Genomic DNA, 17,352 nt, shown 5'->3' with positions numbered 1-17,352 from the left:
TCTCTAGTCGAGGTACAGGGACACTGTGCCCAGGCCCGTGATGGCGGCGTCGGCCCGGTCGCCGCGGTGGATGAATGCCGCGGAGGTGAAGGAACCCGACATGACGAATTGGCCAGGGGCGATTTCGATGTCATAGGGCGCGAGGGCGTTCGCCAACCACGCCACGGCGGTGGCCGGGTCACCGAGCACCGCGGAGCCGAGTCCGGTGTCGATCTCGGTGTCGTTGAGACGCAACGAGGCCCGGGCGTTCGGGAGGTCGAGCGCAGCGGAGAAGGGCACCCATTCGCCGAGGACCACCGCTCCCGAACTGGCGTTGTCGGCGACGGTGTCCGGCAGGGTGATCTGCCAGTCGGCGATGCGGCTGTCGACGATCTCCAGCGCCACCGCCACCGCACCGGTGGCCGCGCGTACGTCGTCGGCCGTGACGCCGGGCCCGCGCAGCGCCGTGTGCAACAGGAAGGCGATCTCGGGCTCGACGCGTGGCGCGCAGAACCAGTCGGCGGGGACCGCCCTGCCATCCGGAACCACCATGTCGTCGAGGACGTAGCCGAAGTCGGGTTCGTCGACGCCGAGGAGGGTCTGCATCGGTTCCGAGGTCAGGCCGATCTTGTGGCCGACCACTGTGCGCCCGAGCTGCAACCGTCGGTACAGGTTGATCTTCTGGATGGCGTAGGCGTTGTCGACGCTCAGCGCGCGGTAGCGCGCGGTCAACGGAGCGATCGGGGCCCGGTTGAGGTGCGCGGCGTGAAGCAGATCGGCGGCGGCGTTCAGCTCCTCGGTCGTGAGCGCCATCAGACTGCCGTCTCGGCGAGCATCCGCATCGCGGTGTCGTAGATGGCGTTGGCGTGCATTTCGAACAACTCGAGCAGGTCCACCGAGTCGCCGCCGAGTTCCTTGGCGATGAACAGACCGTCAGCCCCGGCGATGGAGTAGTTCACCAGCAGCCGCACTTGGGCGTCGGTGAGTCCCGGCGCAAGCTCACTGAGTGCGCCCATGAGTGAGTCGGTGGCTTGTGTGCGCGCCTGCAGGAACCGCGCACGGGCACTCGGCTCGACAGGGCGGCGCTCCAGCGCGAGCATCAGCCCAAGGCGCAGAAAGTCCGGATTGTCCAGCAGGCCTTTCGCGAGCTGCTTGGCCAAACCGATGACGCGTTCGCGTGGCTCGCCGTCGGAGGGGAGTTCCCAGACGCGTAGCCAGGTCTCGAAGCTGCGGTCGATCACCGCGGCCAGTAGGTCGTCCTTGTCCTTGAAGTGCCAGTAGATGGAGCTGGCGGGGAGACCGCACTTCTTGCTGACCAGACCGATGCTGGTGCCCTCGTAACCACGTTCAGAGGCAATTTCGTTGGCAGCGTCCAGGATTCGCTCGCGGGACTGTTCGCCGTCGGCGCGCTTGCGGCGGGTCTTGGGTGCTTCGGACATCTTCACTCCCGACTCTTGACTCTGTATCGATCACTACATTACCGTAGCGATCACTACAGAACAAGTGGGAGGCTCCCAATGCGCAGTGCAGACACCTACGACGTCGCGGTTGTCGGGTATGGCCCCACGGGTGCCACGGCGGCCAACCTGCTGGGCCAACTCGGCCTGAAGGTCGTTGTGATCGAGCGAGACCCGGATATCTACAGCCGGGCCCGGGCGATCTCGACCGACGAGGAGGTCCTTCGCGTCTGGCAATCGGTTGGCCTGGCCGAGCGGCTCCAGCGCGACATGCTGCCGGACCGTCCGGTCGCGTTCGTCGACGCCGACGGTCGGCCCTTCATCGAAACAGTGATCTACGGACGTGGCTGTGGCCATCCGTCACAGCAGTTCCTGTACCAGCCGGCGGTCGACGCGGTACTCCGCGAAGGCGTCGCCCGGTTCGCCAATGTCGAGGTACTCCTGGAGCACGAATGCCTGCGAGTGGCCAACCGCAGCGACGACGTCGAACTGCTGCTCGCCGATCTGCGGACCGACACGTTCAAGCGGGTGACGGCGCGATATGTCATCGCCTCGGACGGTGGCTCATCGGCAACGCGCGGCGTCCTCGGTGTCGGGTACAGCGGACGCACCTACGGCGAGCGCTGGGTCGTCATCGACACCAAGGTGATCAAAGAGTGGGATGCCCACGACCGCTTGCGGTTTCACTGCAACCCCGCACGCCCGACCGTCGACTGCCCGACGCCGCTCGGGCATCACCGGTGGGAGTACCCCGCTCGGGGATGCGAGGACGAGAAGGAGCTCACCAGCGACGAAGCGGTGTGGAAAGTGTTGCGGGAGCAGGGCGTCACGCCCGAGCACGTCGAGATCATGCGCGCCGTCGTCTACAGCCATCACGTCCGGGTGGCGGACCGCTGGCGCGTCGGACGGGTGTTCCTGGCCGGCGATGCCGCGCACGCCATGCCGCCGTGGATCGGCCAGGGGATGTCCGCCGGCGTCCGCGACGCCGCCAACCTGTGCTGGAAAATCGCCGCGGTGCTGCGCGGTCAGGCGCCCGACTCACTGCTGGATTCGTATGCCGCAGAACGCAAACCGCACGTCACAGAGGTCACCCGGCGCGCGGTGCTGGTTGGTCGGATCATCACCGAGCGGCGGCCCTGGCTGGCCGCGATCCGCAATCACGTCGTGCGGGCGCTGACCCGGATTCCCGGTGCCAATGCCGCGGGCCAGAAGTTCTGGTGGATACCTGACGCCCACTACGAGGACGGCTTCTTCGCGGCGACGCACCCCGCGGTGGGCTGGCAGATCCCGCAACCCACGGTGGGCGGCTTGCTGCTCGACGAGTTGCTCGGCGGGCGCTGGACGGTGCTGCACACCAACGCCGTCCCGACCGGGGCGGTGGCCTGGACGGCTGCCGGGGCGTCGGCCCTGCAGATCACCGAACCGAGTCTGGTGCGGTGGCTGCGTGACCGCAAGGCCGACGCCGTCGTACTTCGACCGGACGGATTCGTCTACGCCGCAACCTCTTCCGGACAACCACTCCCGGCTCCGCCGGCCGGACTGAACCTCACCACCCTGACAGGAGCATGCGCATGACCACCACCCTCACCGAACACACCGTCACCGTCGGCAGCCAGAAGATCTTTGTCGCCGAAGCGGGGTCGGGTCCTGCGGTGATGCTGCTGCACGGCGGCGGCCCGGGCGCCTCCGGCGTCTCCAACTACTCCCGCAACATCGACGCCCTCGCCAAGCGCTACCGCGTCCTCGTCCCCGACATGCCCGGCTACGGACGCTCGTCGAAGGGCATCGACAAGTCCGATCCGTTCGGCTCCCTGGCCGATGCGATGCGGGGGCTGCTCGACGAATTGAGCATCAGCACAGCACATCTGATCGGCAACTCCTACGGCGGCGCCGCGGCACTGCGCCTGGCGCTGGACACCCCCGGTCGCGTCGGCAAGCTGGTGCTCATGGGCCCCGGCGGTATCGGCACCACGCGCGGGTTGCCGACAGCTGGTCTCAACAGCCTGCTGGCGTACTACGGCGGCTCGGGCCCCAGCCGTGAGAAGCTGGCCACGTTCATCCGTAATTACCTGGTCTACGACGGTGACTCGGTACCCGACGAGCTGATCGACCTGCGCTACACGGCGTCCATCGACCCGGAGGTGGTGGCCAATCCGCCGCTGAGCCGGCCGTCGGGACCGTTCGCGCTGCGAACGCTCTGGCGCATGGACCTGACACGTGACGCGCGGCTGTCCTCGCTGCAGACGCCGACGCTGATCCTGTGGGGCCGCGACGACAAGGTGAACCGGCCATCGGGCGGGCCCATGCTGCAGAACATCATGCCCAACGCCGAACTGGTCATGACCAGCCGCACCGGGCACTGGATGCAGTGGGAGCGTGCCGAGCTGTTCAACCAGATGGTCGACGAATTCCTCTCGGACAGTGCGGTATTCCGGCCATGAGCGTCTTCGGCAATGTGTCACTCGGCTATCTGGTGGTCGAGACGGAGCGGTTCGCCGATTGGCGGCGGTTCGGTCGCGACGCGATCGGCATGCACCTCGACGACCTCGACACCGACGCGATCCGATTCCGGCTCGACGAACAGCAGTGCCGGTTCCTGCTGCGGCGCGGGCCGGCCGAGGATGTCACCATGCTGGGCTGGCAGGTCTACGACCACGAGACCTTCGAGGAGATCCTCGGCCGCGTGCACCGGTGCGGCGTGCCCGTCACCGTCGGGACCGACGAGGAGGCCGCGCTGCGTGGTGTCGAGCGTCTGGTGCGGATACCCGGCCCCAATGGGCTGGCGCAGGAGCTGTACACCCGGGCGCACATCGACGGACAATTGTCTGTGGCTGGAAAGGGCTTTGTCACCGGCGAGTTCGGACTGGGACACGTCGCCGTCACCAGCACCAGGCCACACCAGATGCGCGGTTACTACAACACCTTGCTCGACGCCCGGCTCAGCGACTTCATCGACGAAACCATGAGCGGCGTCAAGGTCAAGATCCGGTTCCTGCGAGTCAATCGGCGCCACCACTCCGTGGCGATCGCCGCGGTGAATCGGTTGCCGATCAACCCGATTCGGACCCGCGTGCAGCACCTCAACATTCAGGTCGCCGAGTTGGACGATCTGACGGACAGCTACCAACGCGTGCGAGCACTGGGGTTCGACATGGCCCTGGGCGTCGGGCAGCACACCAACGACCGCGAGCTGTCGTACTACGCCGTCACCCCCTCAGGTTTCGAGTGGGAGGTCGGATGGAACCCGCTGGTGGTCGACGAATCAACCTGGAAACCGACGACTCACCAGGGCATCAGCATCTGGGGCCACGAGACGCAGTCCAGCGTCGACAAGCTCGGGCAGTTCACGACCGCGGCCAGGTCATTGCTGCACCGCGAAGACACCGTCCCGGCGCTCGCCGGGGCGGGAATCCCCGACTAATACCGCGATTTGTGCACGATATTCCGCGGTGCGCGCGGAATATCGTGCACAAATCACCGGAGGAGGAAACATCATGAACCGTATTGACACACATCACCACATGGTCCCGCCGGACTATCGAAAAGCATTGGACAAGGCGGGCATTGCCGACGCCGGCGGGAGGGCGATGCCGGACTGGACTCCGGAAGCGTCCCTGGACACGATGGCCAAGCTCGGTGTCGCGACCGCCATCCTGTCGGTCTCTGCTCCGGGCACGACGATGCTGCCGGCCGCAGCCGACGCGGCCGCACTGGCCCGCGATGTGAACGACTACAGCGCAGAACTGGTTGCTGCCCAACCGGATCGGTTCGGGTTCTTCGCCACACTGCCGATGCCACACCTGGATGAGGCGGTGACCGAGGCGGTGCGGGCTCTCGACGATCTGGGCGCCGACGGGGTGTTCCTGCTCGCCAACAGCGCGGGGACCTATGTTGGCGCGCAAGGCCAGGACGCGTTGTTCGCGGAGCTCGACAAGCGCTCGGCCGTGGTGTTCATCCACCCGGCCGAGTTGCCCGGCCCCGTCATCGACGGCGTGCTGCCGTTCGCCGCAGACTTCCTGCTCGACACCAGCCGCGCAGCGTATCTACTGGTACGCAACGGCATTCGCCGTCGCTACCCCAACATCCGCTTCATCCTGAGCCATGCCGGTGGCTTCGTCCCATACGCGTCCTACCGGATGGCCATGGGCATCACGAGTGACGTCGGCGGCAGCCCGGCCGATCATCTCGACGACCTCGCGAGCTTCTACTTCGACACCGCACTGTCGTCCACGGCGGCCGCGCTGCCGTCGCTGCTGGCCTTCGCCAAGCCGGGGCACGTGACGTTCGGTTCGGACTTCCCGTTCGCGCCGGTCGAGGTGAGCCAGCTGTACGCGGCCGGGCTCGAGACATACGGGGGACTGGACGACGCCGGGCGCCGCGAGATCGACCGCACCAATGCGCTCGCGCTGTTCCCGCGGCTGGGTTCTGTTGCCCCGCCGGCAGCCCCGTCGGTCGTCGAGCAGGCGCAGCATGCCGCGAGCCGCGCGGTGATGCGGGGCGTGACCCGGTTGCTGGCGCGGTAGAGCCGCCGCCTACAGGTTCCCCACTTCCAGCTCCAGGTACTCCGCGTATTTCGCCTGCGCCGCTTCGCGTTTGCCGGGCAGCCACTCGGTCGGCCACAGTTCGTCGGTGCCGGTGTAATCCCGCAGCACCTGCTTGGCGACGGTGACCTTGTGGACCTCGGTCGGTCCGTCGGCCAGCCCCATCACGGCGGCGCCGGCGACCATGCCGAGGAACGGCACCTCGTTGGTGACGCCGAGCGCGCCGTGTACTTGCATTGCGCGCCAGGCGATGTCGTGCAGCACCGTCGGCATGACGACCTTGACGGCGGCGATGTCCTTGCGGACCTTCTTGTAGTCGTTGTACTTGTCGATCTTCCACGCGGTGTGCAGCACGAGCAGCCGGAACTGCTGCAGCTGCGCCCACGAGTCGGCGATGAAGCCCTGCACGGCCTGCTTGTCGGCCAGCAGGCTGCCGGCCGTGTGCCGCGACAGTGCGCGCTCACACATCATGTCCAACGCCCTCTGCGCGAGCCCGATGGTGCGCATCGCGTGGTGGATCCGGCCGCCGCCCAGGCGCGTCTGCGCGATGACGAACGCCTGGCCTTCGCCGCCGAGGACGGCCGAATTCGGTACGCGCACATTGTCGTAATGAATCAGTGCGTGTGAGCCGTGGCCGTCGGATTCCCCGTAGATCGCCGAGTTGCGGATGATGTTGACGCCCGGGGTGTTGGTCGGCACCAGGAACATCGACATGCCCTGGTAGGGACTGACGTCGGGGTTCGTCACGACCATGACGATCAGGAACGTGGATGTCGAGGCGTTGGACGAGAAGAACTTGTAGCCGTTGATGACCCAGTCGTCGCCGTCGCGCACGGCGGAGGTGGTGAACTGCGTGGGGTCGGCGCCGCCTTGCGGCTCGGTCATCGAGTAGCAGGAGAAGACCTCTCCGTTGAGCAGCGGCCGCAGGTACTGCTCCTTCTGCTCCGGGGTGCCGTAATGCGCGATGATCTCGGCGTTGCCGGTATCGGGCGCCTGACAGCCGAAGATGATGGGCGCCCACTGCGACCGGCCCAAGATTTCGTTGAGCAGCGCCAGCTTCAGCTGCCCGTAGCCCTGCCCACCGAGTTCGGGGCCGAGATGCGTGGCCCACAAGCCTTTTGCACGCACCTGCTCCTTGAGCGGGTCGACGACCCGGCGCCGGGTCTCGTCGAGCGCAACGTACTGCAGGTGCGGCCAGATCAGGTCGAGCGGCTCGACCTCCTCGCGCACGAAGGCGTCGGCCCAATCGAGGAGTTCCTGGAACTCCGGATCGGTTTCGAAATCCCAAGCCATGCGGCCTCCTTCAGTTCAACCCGCCGCGACAGGAACACCCGTCTGTCGTTTGTAACGCACCGGCGAGGGTTTGGGAATGGCTAGCGAGGCTAAGCGACGGCGAGTGAATAGGTGTTGCCCAGATCGTCCTGCGTGACGTGGGCGGCCTCGGTGGTGGTGTCGATGCGCAGCGGGCTGGTCAGCGTCGACGTCCGGTAACTCCACCCGTCGGGCAGCTGCAGTCGCGCACCCAGCGCCGGCAGGTCCGCCAGCGACAGCGTCGGGTCGACCGTCTGGCTCCATGACTGCATGACCCACCGCTGCCCCTGCGGGTCGAGCAGTTCGAAGACCGGCCGCCCGGCGCCGAACACGAACACCGTGCGGCGACTGACCGTGTTCGCGCTGTAGGGCGCGGGGTTCATCGACGACAATTCGATCGTCGCCTGCTGCCGCATGTCGATGCCGCCGAACGTCTTCATCTCGCCGACGTCCTCGTGGGCTTTCACGATCTCGCTCATCAGCCAGTAGCGCGGACCGTTGAGCAAAGCGGCGGCCACGCCGTTCTCGGCCGCCAGAGTCTGCGGGTCGAGCGCGGACCAGGCGTCGGGCGGGCAGTCGTTGAGCGGGAAGGTGTTGAACACCGCAACCTGCGGCCCCGTCGGCGTCTGGGAGACCAGCAGGACTTCGCCGTAGCGCTTGCCGAAGGTGTCGGCCGGAGAATTTTCCACAGCGTCAACGCTACGGCCGAAAACGGGCGGAAAGGTCCCGATTTGTCCCATTTCGCGGGAGGTAGAGGGCTTTTTGTGCCGTCGGTATGGCTAAAAGTTTGGTGGGCTAGGTATATTTCGCGCGACAGTGAATGTGTAACGCCGCCGAGCTCCATCTCCATGGACCTACCGGGCCTGATGGAAGGGTGCCCCGAGTGAGTGCCACCAACACCGAGCGATCCAGGATCGGTCACCTGATCTGGGTCCTCGCGGTGCCCATCGTGATCGGCTGGTTCGCGCTCAATGTCGCCACGAACACGCTGGTCCCACCGCTGGAGAAGGTCGGTGAGGAGCACACCGTCGGGCTCAGCGCCAAGGACGGCCCGGCGATGATCGCGATGAAGCAGATCGGCGCGAACTTCCAGGAGTTCGACTCCGACAGCAACGCGATGATCGTTCTCGAGGGCGACCAACCGCTCGGCGCCGAGGCGCACCACTACTACGACGGTCTCGTCGCGAAGCTGACGGCCAACACCGCGCATGTCGAGCATGTCGCGGACTTCTGGAGTGACCCGCTCACCGCCGTCGGCTCACAGAGCGCCGACGGCAGGGCCGCGTACGTCCAGGTCTACCTCCGTGGCAATCAGGGTGAGACGAAGGCCAACGACTCCGTCGCCTCGGTCCGGCAGATCGTCGCCGACTCCAAGCCGCCGGCCGGCCTGCACGTGTACGTCACCGGCGGCGCCCCGCTGGTGTCGGACCAGCACCACGCCGGCGACAAGAGCGTCACCAAGGTCACGATCATCACCCTGGTGGTGATCGCCGTGATGCTGCTGTTCGTCTACCGGTCGATCATGACGATGATCCTGATCCTGCTGATGGTGTTCCTCGAACTCGGCGCTGCCCGCGGCGTCGTCGCGTTCCTGGCCGACGCCAACGTCATCGGACTCTCGACGTTCGCGGTGAACCTCCTGACCCTGATGGTGATCGCGGCGGGCACCGACTACGCCATCTTCGCCATCGGCCGTTACCAGGAAGCGCGCGGCGACAAAGAAGAGCGCGTACAGGCCTACGACACGATGTTCCGTGGGACGGCGCACGTGGTGCTGGGATCGGGTTTGACGATCGCCGGCGCCATGCTCTGCCTGAGCTTCACGCGACTGCCGTACTTCCAGACCATGGGCGTGCCCTGCGCGATCGGCACGCTCGTCGCTGTCCTCGCGGCGCTGACACTCGGGCCCGCCGTCATCAAGATCGGTAGCCGCTTCGGGCGCTTCGAACCCAAGCGCGCCATCCACTCTCGTGGCTGGCGCCGCGTCGGTGTGCTGGTGGTGCGCTGGCCCGGCCCGGTGCTCGTCGCCACGCTGGCGCTTGCCCTCGTCGGACTGGTGACGCTGCCCGGCTACAAGACGAACTACGACGCCCGCCGCTACGTGCCGGCCGAGCTGACCGCCAACGTCGGATATGCCGCCGCCGAAAGGCATTTCAGCGCATCGCGGATGAACCCCGAGCTGCTGATGGTGCAGAGCGACCACGACCTGCGGAACTCGGCCGACTTCCTGGTGATCAACAAGATCGCCCGGGCCATCGTGCACACCCCGGGTGTCGCGCGCGTCCAGACGATCACCCGGCCCGACGGAAAACCCATCAAGCACACGACGATTCCGTTCATCATGGGCATGCAGTCCGTCACCTCGAAGATGACGGAGAAGTATCAGCTGGACTCGATGGCCAACATGCTGCAGCAGGCCAACGACATGCAGGTCAGCATCGACACGATGACCAAGATGCAGTCCATCACCACGCAGATGGCCGCCACCACGCATGACATGTCGATGAAGACCGCCAACATGGCGCTCGACGTCGCCGACTTGCGGGACCACATCTCCGATTTCGACGACTTCCTGCGGCCCATCCGCAATTACCTGTACTGGGAACCGCACTGCTACGACATCCCGATGTGCTGGTCGACGCGGGCGCTGTTCGACACCCTCGACGGCATCGACGTCATGACCGACGACATCCAGACGCTGGTTCCGGATCTGATGAAGATGGACAAGCTGACGGCCGAGATGGTCACGGTGATGCCGCCTCAGATCGAGGTCATGAAGAACATGAAGCAGTACATGCTGTCCATGTATCAGACCCAGAAGGGTCAGGTGGATCAGCGTGCGGCGGCGTCGGACAACGCGGCGGCGATGGGCGAGGCATTCGACAACTCGCTCAATGACGATTCCTTCTACCTGCCACCGGAAGCCTTCGACAACAAGGACTTCAAGCGCGGCATGAAGAACTTCATCTCGCCGGACGGCAAGTCGGTCCGCTTCATCATTCAGCACGAAGGCGACCCGGCGACGCCCGACGGCATCGCGCACGTCGACCCGATCAAACAGGCCGCAAAGGAAGCCATCAAGGGCACGCCGCTGGAGGGCTCCAAGATCTATCTGGCCGGTACCGCTGCCACGTACAAGGATATGCACGACGGCGCGCAGTACGACCTGATGATCGCCGGAATCGCAGCGGTGTCACTGATTTTCATCATCATGCTGCTCATCACGCGAAGCATGGTCGCGGCGGCCGTGATCGTCGGCACCGTGCTGCTGTCGCTGGGCGCGTCGTTCGGCATGTCGGTGCTGTTGTGGCAGCACCTCCTTGGCCTCGAGCTGCACTGGATGGTGCTGCCCATGTCGGTCATCCTGCTGCTCGCGGTGGGCTCCGACTACAACCTGCTACTGGTGTCCCGGTTCAAGGAAGAGCTGTCGGGCGGTCTGAAGACCGGCATCATCCGCTCGATGGCGGGCACCGGATCGGTGGTCACCTCGGCGGGTCTGGTGTTCGCGGCCACCATGGCGTCGTTCGCCTTCAGCGACCTGAAGGTCATGGCGCAGGTCGGCACCACCATCGCGCTGGGCCTGCTGTTCGACACCCTGATCGTCCGGTCGTTCATGACCCCGGCCATCGCGGCAATACTCGGCAGGTGGTTCTGGTGGCCGAAGTTCGTCCGCCCGGAGGCGTCCGAGCGACGGCTGGCGGCCATCGGGATTCAGCCAGCGGCTGCCAAGTAACTAGCGGCTCTCTCGCGAGCAGACGTAAAACTGTCAAAATCCAGCGTTTTGCGACAGCTTTACGTCTGCTCGCGAGCAGACGTGACGAGCTCGAGCGCCATCTGCCGGGCCAGGGTGATGGGCGCGGCTGATCGTTCGAGTTTGGACGCGGTGAGGGCACCGTCGTAGATCAGCTGGATGCGCTGGGCAACCGCGGCGGCGTCGGGCACCTCGGCGTCGCGCAGCAGCTCGGTCAGCAGCCGGCGCATCCACAACCTATGGGCGCGCACCGGTTCGAGGGTGTCGCCGGGAAACTCGGTGGCCGCGTTGGCGTAGAGACAGCCCCGGAACTGGCGCTTGCGTGCCGCGGCGGCCGCGAGGTCGAAGAACGACAGCAGCTTGTCGACCGGGTCGTCGATGCCGGAAGTCTTCGCTTCCCAGCGGTTGCGATCAGCCTGATCCAATCGGTTCAGGTACGCGATCACCAACGCGTCCTTCGACCCGTACGAGCTGTAGAGGCTGGCCTTGGCGACGCCCGCCTCGCGCAGGATGGTGTCGATGCCCACAGCGCGAATGCCCTGCGCGGCAAAGAGATTCGATGCGGTATCGAGCAGCCGCTGGGCTGGTCCGGCGGCGTCGGTGCGGGGCGCCGGCCGGTCCGGGCGGCGGGTGCGGGTCGCGCTCATAGCTGCACCATAGCCGAGAAACCTCGATAGACAGACCGGTCTGTTCATGCGAGCGTCGTGATGTCATCGACGCCCGACGAACAGGAACACACCGTGACGCTGTACCTCTACGAAATCGCAGGACTGCCCGGCCGGGCCGAGGTCGACCAGGCCATCAAGACCGTCGACGCCGAAGTGCACCGGGCCGGCGGCGAACTCATCGAGGCTCAGGTGACCGGCCAGCACCGGTTGTTCGTCGTGGCTGAGCTCGTCGGCGGTCCGCTGCAGATCGAGGCGTCGTCAGTCGGGGCGGCCGAACTGACCGGTCCGCACGAGGTGCGACTCGTCGGCGCGGAATTGGACCAGCTGAAAGCAGTCCGCCCCACGGCCGGATACCTGGTCGAGTGGGACCTGCCCGCCGACCTGGACATGGACAGCTACCTGAGCCGCAAGAAAGCCAACGCGCCCAAATACGCGGAGGTGCCCGAAGTCAGCTTCCTGCGCACCTACGTGCGGGTCGACATGGACAAGTGCCTGTGTTTCTACGACGCGCCGGACGAGGACGCGGTACGGCGGGCGCGCGTGGCTGTGCAGACCCCGATCGATCGGTTGTACGGACTGGAAAGCGGTGGACGATGACGACTTTGGTATCCGACGACGTCGCAACCCGACTGGCGGACGTCACCGCCGGGGTGGACGCCCGGGCCGGTGACCTCGACGCGGGGCAGACCGACGTCCGTGACGACCTGCGCGCCCTCGGCGCGGCCGGATTGTTCGGCCTGCCGGACCTGCCCGACACGGTGCGGGTTATCGAGCAGGTGTCGGCGGTGAGCCTCGCCGCCGGATTCTCGGCCTGGGCGCACCAGATGGCGATTCACTACCTCGCCGACCGGCCGGACCTGTCGGAGGCGTTGCGCACCGCACGCCGCCCCGGCGTGACCGCCATGGCCGCCGGGCTCAAGCATGTGGCGGGCCTCGGACAGCTCCCGATCTTCGCGGGGGAGACGCGTCGTGGTCTGCGGCTCAACGGACCGATCCGCTGGGCATCCAACGTCTTTGACGACGCGTTGATCGTATTGCCGGCACGGACGGCCGCGGGCCGGCTGTATGTCGTCGCGGTCGACGTGAGCGCGGTCGGCGTGGTGATCGATCCGGCGCCCGCGCTCATGGCGTTGGGCAGCACCGGGTCGACATCACTGCGCCTGGAAGAGGTCGAGGTGCACGCCGACCGCATCATCAGCGCCGACCTCACCGGCTTCGTCCGCGGGATCAAGCCGACGTTCCTACTGTTGCAGACCGCGTTCTGCGTCGGCGTCACCGGGGCGGCGCTGACGGCGGCCGGCCGGGCGACCGACGGCCTGGCCGCCCAGTTCGACGGCGACCTCGCCGACCTGGTGTCGCAGGCCGAACGCAATCGTCGACGGCTGTACGAGTTCGCCACGGCGCCAGGGGAAGCCGATGTGGCCGAGGTGATCCGGCTCCGACTGGACGCCGCCAACACCGCGGTGGGGGCGACCCGACTGGAGTCGGCCCTGGCCGGTGGCCAGGGCTACCGCGCGGGGACGGCGGCCAACCGCCGGTTCCGCGAAGCGGCCTTCCTGCCCGTGCAATCACCATCGGAAGGACAACTCAGGTGGGAACTGAAGCAGTACGGATAGCCGCGGGCACCAAGCGATTTGGCGACAGCGTCGTTCTCGACGACATCGATCTTGCTGTCGAGTCCGGAGAATTCGTCGCGGTTCTCGGGCGTAGCGGCAGCGGGAAGTCGACCCTGCTCCGGGTGCTGGCCGGCCTGGAATCGCTGAGCTCGGGAACCGTCAGCTGGCCCGCCGGCGGCGAGCGTCCGCACATCGGGGTGGTCTTCCAGGACGCGTTGCTACTGCCGTGGCTGACGGTGCAGGGCAACGTCTCCTATGCAAAGCGATTCGTGTACCGGCGCAAGGGATTCGACGCGGATTACGCGGCAGAGCTGATGCGGCGCTTCGGCGTCGATAGCCTGGCCGACCGCTATCCCGACCAGCTGTCCGGCGGGCAGGCCCAGCGGGTGGCCATCCTGCGCGCCGTCGCGACCCGGCCCCAGGTGCTTCTGCTCGACGAACCGTTCAGCGCGCTTGACCCCGCGACGCGTGCCGACCTGCAGCAGTGGTTGGCCACACTCACAACCGAATTGGGCGTGACGGTGCTGCTGGTCACCCATGACGTCGAGGAGGCGCTGGCCCTGGCGCAGCGTGTTGTACTGCTGGCGGATGGCGGCCGCATTCAGCGTCAATGGCGCCTGGGCGAGGCGGACCGGTCGGGTCTGCGTGACGAAATCCTCAGTCATTACCGGGTTTCCGAACTGTGGGTGGCATGAGCAGACTGCTGATCTCGCGACGGCAGGTCCTGATCGCCGCGGCGGCGGCCGCCGGTGGCGCCTTCGGCCTGGCGGACCTGGCGCACAGTGCCACCACCGATTCGACCGCCGGCGGGCCGCTGCGGGTGGGTTATCTGCCGATCACCGACGCCGCACCGCTGTTGTTGGCGCATTCCGCCGGGTTGTATCCGGCCGGTGTCGGCAAGCCGGTGCTGTTCCGGAGCTGGGCGGCGCTGGGTGAGGCATTCCTGAATCGCCAACTCGACGTTGTGCACCTGCTGATGCCGATGGCGGTGCAGCTGCGCTATGCGCTCGGTGGCGGCGTCCGGGTACTCGGCTGGAACCACACCAATGGCTCGGCACTGACGGTCGCACCGCACATCCGGGAGTTGCCGGACCTTGCGGGTTCGCAGCTGGCGATCCCGTTCTGGTGGTCGATTCACAACATCGTGCTGCAGAAGTTGTTGCGGGCCAACGGATTGCAACCGGTGATCCGGCGGTCGGCGTCGCGGGCCGACCGCACCGTGGAACTCGTCGTCATGAGTCCGTCGGACATGGTGCCGGCGCTGGCCACCGGCACCATCGGCGGCTACGTCGTCGCCGACCCGTTCAACGCGATGGCCCAGACCAAGAAGATCGGGCGCATCCACACCTTCCTCGGCGATGTGTGGCGCGACCATGCCTGCTGCGCTCTGGTCACTCGGGACGACGTCATCAGCAGTCGGCCGGCGGCAGTGCAGCAGCTCACGGACGCGGTGGTGACGGCGCAACTCGCGCTGTCGAACGATCGGAAGGCGGCCGCGGCGAAACTCGGCGGCGGGCGCTACCTGCCCCAGCCGGTGCCGGCGATCACGCTGGCGATGACGTATCCCACCGCGCCCTACCCGCTGCATCACCCGGAGTGGCAGCCGCAGCGGCTCGGCTTTCAGCCGTTCCCGTTCCCGAGCTTCACCAGTGAGCTGGTGTCGGCCATGCACGACACCGTCATCGACGGCGACCGGCGCTTCCTCGACCGGTTGGACCCCACCACCGTGCACGGCGACCTTGTCGACGACACTTTCGTCCGCAATTCCATTGCGGCCCATGGCGGTCCGGCCGCCTTCGGCCTCAGTGGTGGCTACACCCGAACCGAGCAATTGGAGCTGACATGACCACGACACCCGTCCGCGCGGTGATCGATCCGCCGGTGGCGGTGCGCCGCTGGGCCCCGCCGGCCGGCGCCGTCGTCGTCGCGGTCGGTCTCTGGTGGTTGACGACGACCGTGCTGTCCGCACCGCACTCGCTGCTGCGTCAGGCCGCCCCGCAGCGCGTGGCGCCCGCGGTCGTCGACCTGTTCGCCCGTGGTGTCCTGCTGCCCGACATCGGGATCAGCCTGTGGCGGTTGGTGATCGGTCTGGCGGTGGCGGTCGTCATCGGGATTCCGGCCGGCCTGCTGCTCGGGCTCAGCGCCACGGCCGAGCGGGCGGCCGCGCCGCTCGTCCAGTTCGTGCGGATGATTTCGCCGCTGTCCTGGGCACCCATCGCCGTGGCCGTGTTCGGCATCGGCAACGAGCCGGTGATCTTCCTGATCGCGGTGGCCGCCGTATGGCCTGTGTTGATCAACACCGTGGCCGGGGTCCGTGCCGTCGACCCGGGCTACCTGGACGTGGCGCGGTCGTTCCATGCCACCCGGTGGGAGCTCATCACCGCCGTGGTGTTGCCGGCTATCCGGGGACAGCTGCAGACAGGCGTGCGCGTGGCCCTGGGAATCGCCTGGGTGGTGCTGGTCCCGGCGGAAATGCTCGGCGTGCGTTCGGGTCTGGGCTACCAGGTGCTCAACGCCCGCGACCAGCTGGCCTATGACCAGGTGGTGGCGGTGATCGTGGTGATCGGAGCGCTGGGATTTCTGCTGGATGTGACCGCGCGCCGGCTTATTTCTCCGGAGCGGCCAGGGGGAGCAGCCAACCGACGATAGGGTGGCGCGGTGACTCTTTCGGCGATCGTGACGGTGCCCGCAGCGCTCGCGCCGGCTGACTTCACCGCGCCGATCGCGGGTGAGCCGGCGCTGGTGCGGGCCGTGCGCGCGGTCCGCGGCGTGGCGCCCGTGACGGTGGTGGCCACCGAAGACTTGGCCGCAGCCGCTACGGAATGCCTTGCGGCTCATGGCCTGAGTGGTGTGCCCGTGCTTGCCGCGCCGGGGCTTCCCGCCGAGGGGGACGCGATCCTGGTGCACGATGTGCGCTACCCGCTGGCTCCCGCCGAACTGGCGGTACGCGTGGCGGCGGGGCTCGCGGATCACGACGTCGTGCTGCCGGTGCTGACGATGACCGACAGCGTGAAAAGTGTTGCCGCAAAAGGCATTGTACTGGGCAACGTGGACCGGTCGGAACTCGTCACCGCGCAGTACCCGCGGGGCTACACCGCCGCGGTGCTGGCCAGCTTTGCACCCGACGACCTTCCCGCTCTGCTCTCGGCCGGTCTCAACGTCGGTACCGTCGACGGCGACCCCAACGCCTTCGCGGTCGACCTCGCGCATGACCGGGAACTGCTGGAAGCGATTGTCAGCGCCGGCTGAGCAGACGCTCGGCGACCTGCACGTCGTGTGCGAACGTCACCTTGAAATTCTGTGCCGACCCGGCGATCGCGTGGACCTCGACATCAGTGAAGCGCTCCACACACGACGACGTGTCGGTGCCCTCGAAACCGGTGGCGGCCGCGGCGACGTAGGCCTGCCACAGCGGCGCGGCCCGGAATGCCTGCGGCGTCTGCACCCGAACCAGCGCCTGGTCGATGGCGCTGAGGCCGTGCTCGGTCAGGCGCAACACGTCGCCCGACGGCAGCACCGGAATGGCGCCGCCCCGCTCTCGTGCCGTGGTGACGGCGGTGTCCATCAGGTCGGCACCGGCCAGCGGCCGGGCGGCGTCGTGGATCAGCACGACGTCGACCGTGCCGGCTTCGATGTCCGCCGCGAGGTAGCTCAGCACGTTGTGTTCGGAGCCGTGCCGGGAGTCGCCGCCTTCGACGAATTCGACTGTGGTTCCCGGGAGTTCGTCGGCCATGAGCGCCGCGACCTGATCGCGCTCACCGCGCCGGAACACCAGGATGGTGCGGGCGATCTGGGGACCGGCGGCCACGGCCGCCACCGACCACGCCACCATGCTGCGGCCGGCCAACTGCAGATAGGCCTTGTTGCCGTCGGCCCCGACACGCGATCCGATACCGGCGGCAAGAACGACGCCGACGGCGATCGGGGGAGCGGACACGTCTTCACGGTAGTGGGACGGGAGCGGGGATCTGCGGCAGGCTTACCGTGACGCGGCCCGGACGGGGCCCGGATTCGCTGAAGGGACCACGG

At 67.1% G+C, this 17,352-nt stretch carries 17 protein-coding genes; 11 read left to right on the top strand and 6 right to left on the bottom strand.

The window, feature by feature from the left end:
- Positions 1–3: 3 nt before the first annotated feature.
- Positions 4–792, bottom strand: coding sequence for a 2-keto-4-pentenoate hydratase (locus G6N46_RS10765; RefSeq protein ID WP_138248322.1), 789 nt, complete (start codon positions 790–792; stop codon positions 4–6).
- The gene (locus G6N46_RS10760) at positions 792–1,418 is read right to left on the bottom strand and encodes a TetR/AcrR family transcriptional regulator (protein ID WP_407665091.1); all 627 of its coding nucleotides are present in this window, start codon (positions 1,416–1,418) and stop codon (positions 792–794) included. Before G6N46_RS10760 ends, G6N46_RS10765 begins: the two co-directional genes overlap by 1 nt.
- 78 nt (positions 1,419–1,496) lie before the next feature.
- Here G6N46_RS10760 and G6N46_RS10755 point away from each other — a divergent pair, with 78 nt between their 5' ends.
- The 4 genes from G6N46_RS10755 (at position 1,497) to G6N46_RS10740 (ending at position 5,959) form a co-directional block, all read left to right on the top strand.
- Entirely contained in the window at positions 1,497–3,011 is a 1,515-nt protein-coding gene (locus G6N46_RS10755) for a bifunctional 3-(3-hydroxy-phenyl)propionate/3-hydroxycinnamic acid hydroxylase (protein WP_138248324.1), read from the top strand.
- Positions 3,008–3,877 carry an alpha/beta fold hydrolase gene (locus G6N46_RS10750; RefSeq protein WP_138248325.1) on the top strand — a complete coding sequence of 290 codons (870 nt, stop codon included), beginning with the start codon at positions 3,008–3,010 and terminating at the stop codon, positions 3,875–3,877. Before G6N46_RS10755 ends, G6N46_RS10750 begins: the two co-directional genes overlap by 4 nt.
- A complete protein-coding gene (locus tag G6N46_RS10745; protein WP_138248326.1) occupies positions 3,874–4,857 on the top strand; it encodes a VOC family protein in 984 nt (327 codons plus the stop codon). Before G6N46_RS10750 ends, G6N46_RS10745 begins: the two co-directional genes overlap by 4 nt.
- Before the next feature lie 73 nt (positions 4,858–4,930).
- On the top strand, positions 4,931–5,959 hold the full coding sequence (locus G6N46_RS10740) for an amidohydrolase family protein (protein WP_138248327.1): 1,029 nt from the start codon (positions 4,931–4,933) through the stop codon (positions 5,957–5,959).
- Between the two features lie 9 nt (positions 5,960–5,968).
- Here the strand turns inward: G6N46_RS10740 and G6N46_RS10735 are convergent, their stop codons facing one another.
- Together G6N46_RS10735 and G6N46_RS10730 are read right to left on the bottom strand one after the other, a co-directional pair.
- A complete protein-coding gene (locus G6N46_RS10735) occupies positions 5,969–7,270 on the bottom strand; it encodes an acyl-CoA dehydrogenase family protein (protein WP_138248328.1) in 1,302 nt (433 codons plus the stop codon).
- Positions 7,271–7,359: 89 nt separating this feature from the next.
- On the bottom strand, positions 7,360–7,977 hold the full coding sequence (locus G6N46_RS10730) for a hypothetical protein (RefSeq protein ID WP_138248329.1): 618 nt from the start codon (positions 7,975–7,977) through the stop codon (positions 7,360–7,362).
- A 194-nt stretch (positions 7,978–8,171) separates the two neighbouring features.
- On the opposite strand from G6N46_RS10730, the gene G6N46_RS10725 reads away from it, so the two are divergent.
- Positions 8,172–11,021: an MMPL/RND family transporter gene (locus tag G6N46_RS10725; RefSeq protein ID WP_138248330.1), complete on the top strand. Its 2,850-nt coding sequence runs from the start codon at positions 8,172–8,174 to the stop codon at positions 11,019–11,021.
- 59 nt (positions 11,022–11,080) lie between these two features.
- Here the strand turns inward: G6N46_RS10725 and G6N46_RS10720 are convergent, their stop codons facing one another.
- A complete protein-coding gene (locus G6N46_RS10720) occupies positions 11,081–11,686 on the bottom strand; it encodes a TetR/AcrR family transcriptional regulator (RefSeq protein ID WP_138248331.1) in 606 nt (201 codons plus the stop codon).
- 93 nt (positions 11,687–11,779) lie between these two features.
- On the opposite strand from G6N46_RS10720, the gene G6N46_RS10715 reads away from it, so the two are divergent.
- From G6N46_RS10715 to G6N46_RS10690, 6 genes are read left to right on the top strand one after another with little or no spacing between them, the layout of a single operon-like run.
- Positions 11,780–12,304, top strand: a complete 525-nt coding sequence (locus G6N46_RS10715) for a DUF4242 domain-containing protein (RefSeq protein WP_138248349.1) — start codon at positions 11,780–11,782, stop codon at positions 12,302–12,304.
- Positions 12,301–13,323 carry an acyl-CoA dehydrogenase family protein gene (locus G6N46_RS10710; protein ID WP_138248332.1) on the top strand — a complete coding sequence of 341 codons (1,023 nt, stop codon included), beginning with the start codon at positions 12,301–12,303 and terminating at the stop codon, positions 13,321–13,323. The genes G6N46_RS10715 and G6N46_RS10710 overlap by 4 nt, the downstream gene beginning before the upstream one ends.
- A complete protein-coding gene (locus G6N46_RS10705; protein ID WP_138248333.1) occupies positions 13,299–14,018 on the top strand; it encodes an ABC transporter ATP-binding protein in 720 nt (239 codons plus the stop codon). The genes G6N46_RS10710 and G6N46_RS10705 overlap by 25 nt, the downstream gene beginning before the upstream one ends.
- The gene (locus G6N46_RS10700; protein WP_138248334.1) at positions 14,015–15,169 is read left to right on the top strand and encodes an ABC transporter substrate-binding protein; all 1,155 of its coding nucleotides are present in this window, start codon (positions 14,015–14,017) and stop codon (positions 15,167–15,169) included. The genes G6N46_RS10705 and G6N46_RS10700 overlap by 4 nt, the downstream gene beginning before the upstream one ends.
- Positions 15,166–15,972 carry an ABC transporter permease gene (locus tag G6N46_RS10695; RefSeq protein WP_138248335.1) on the top strand — a complete coding sequence of 269 codons (807 nt, stop codon included), beginning with the start codon at positions 15,166–15,168 and terminating at the stop codon, positions 15,970–15,972. The genes G6N46_RS10700 and G6N46_RS10695 overlap by 4 nt, the downstream gene beginning before the upstream one ends.
- Positions 15,973–15,981: 9 nt before the next feature.
- Entirely contained in the window at positions 15,982–16,572 is a 591-nt protein-coding gene (locus G6N46_RS10690) for an IspD/TarI family cytidylyltransferase (protein WP_138248336.1), read from the top strand.
- On the opposite strand, the gene G6N46_RS10685 is transcribed toward G6N46_RS10690, so the two are convergent.
- Positions 16,559–17,260: an IspD/TarI family cytidylyltransferase gene (locus G6N46_RS10685; protein WP_138248337.1), complete on the bottom strand. Its 702-nt coding sequence runs from the start codon at positions 17,258–17,260 to the stop codon at positions 16,559–16,561. The genes G6N46_RS10690 and G6N46_RS10685 overlap by 14 nt on opposite strands.
- Between the last annotated feature and the right edge of the window lie 92 nt (positions 17,261–17,352).

The organism is Mycolicibacterium phocaicum (assembly GCF_010731115.1).
GTDB lineage: Bacteria > Actinomycetota > Actinomycetes > Mycobacteriales > Mycobacteriaceae > Mycobacterium > Mycobacterium phocaicum.
The sequence above is the reverse complement of the archived record's forward strand: the minus strand, read 5'-3'. Positions and strand labels throughout refer to the sequence as shown.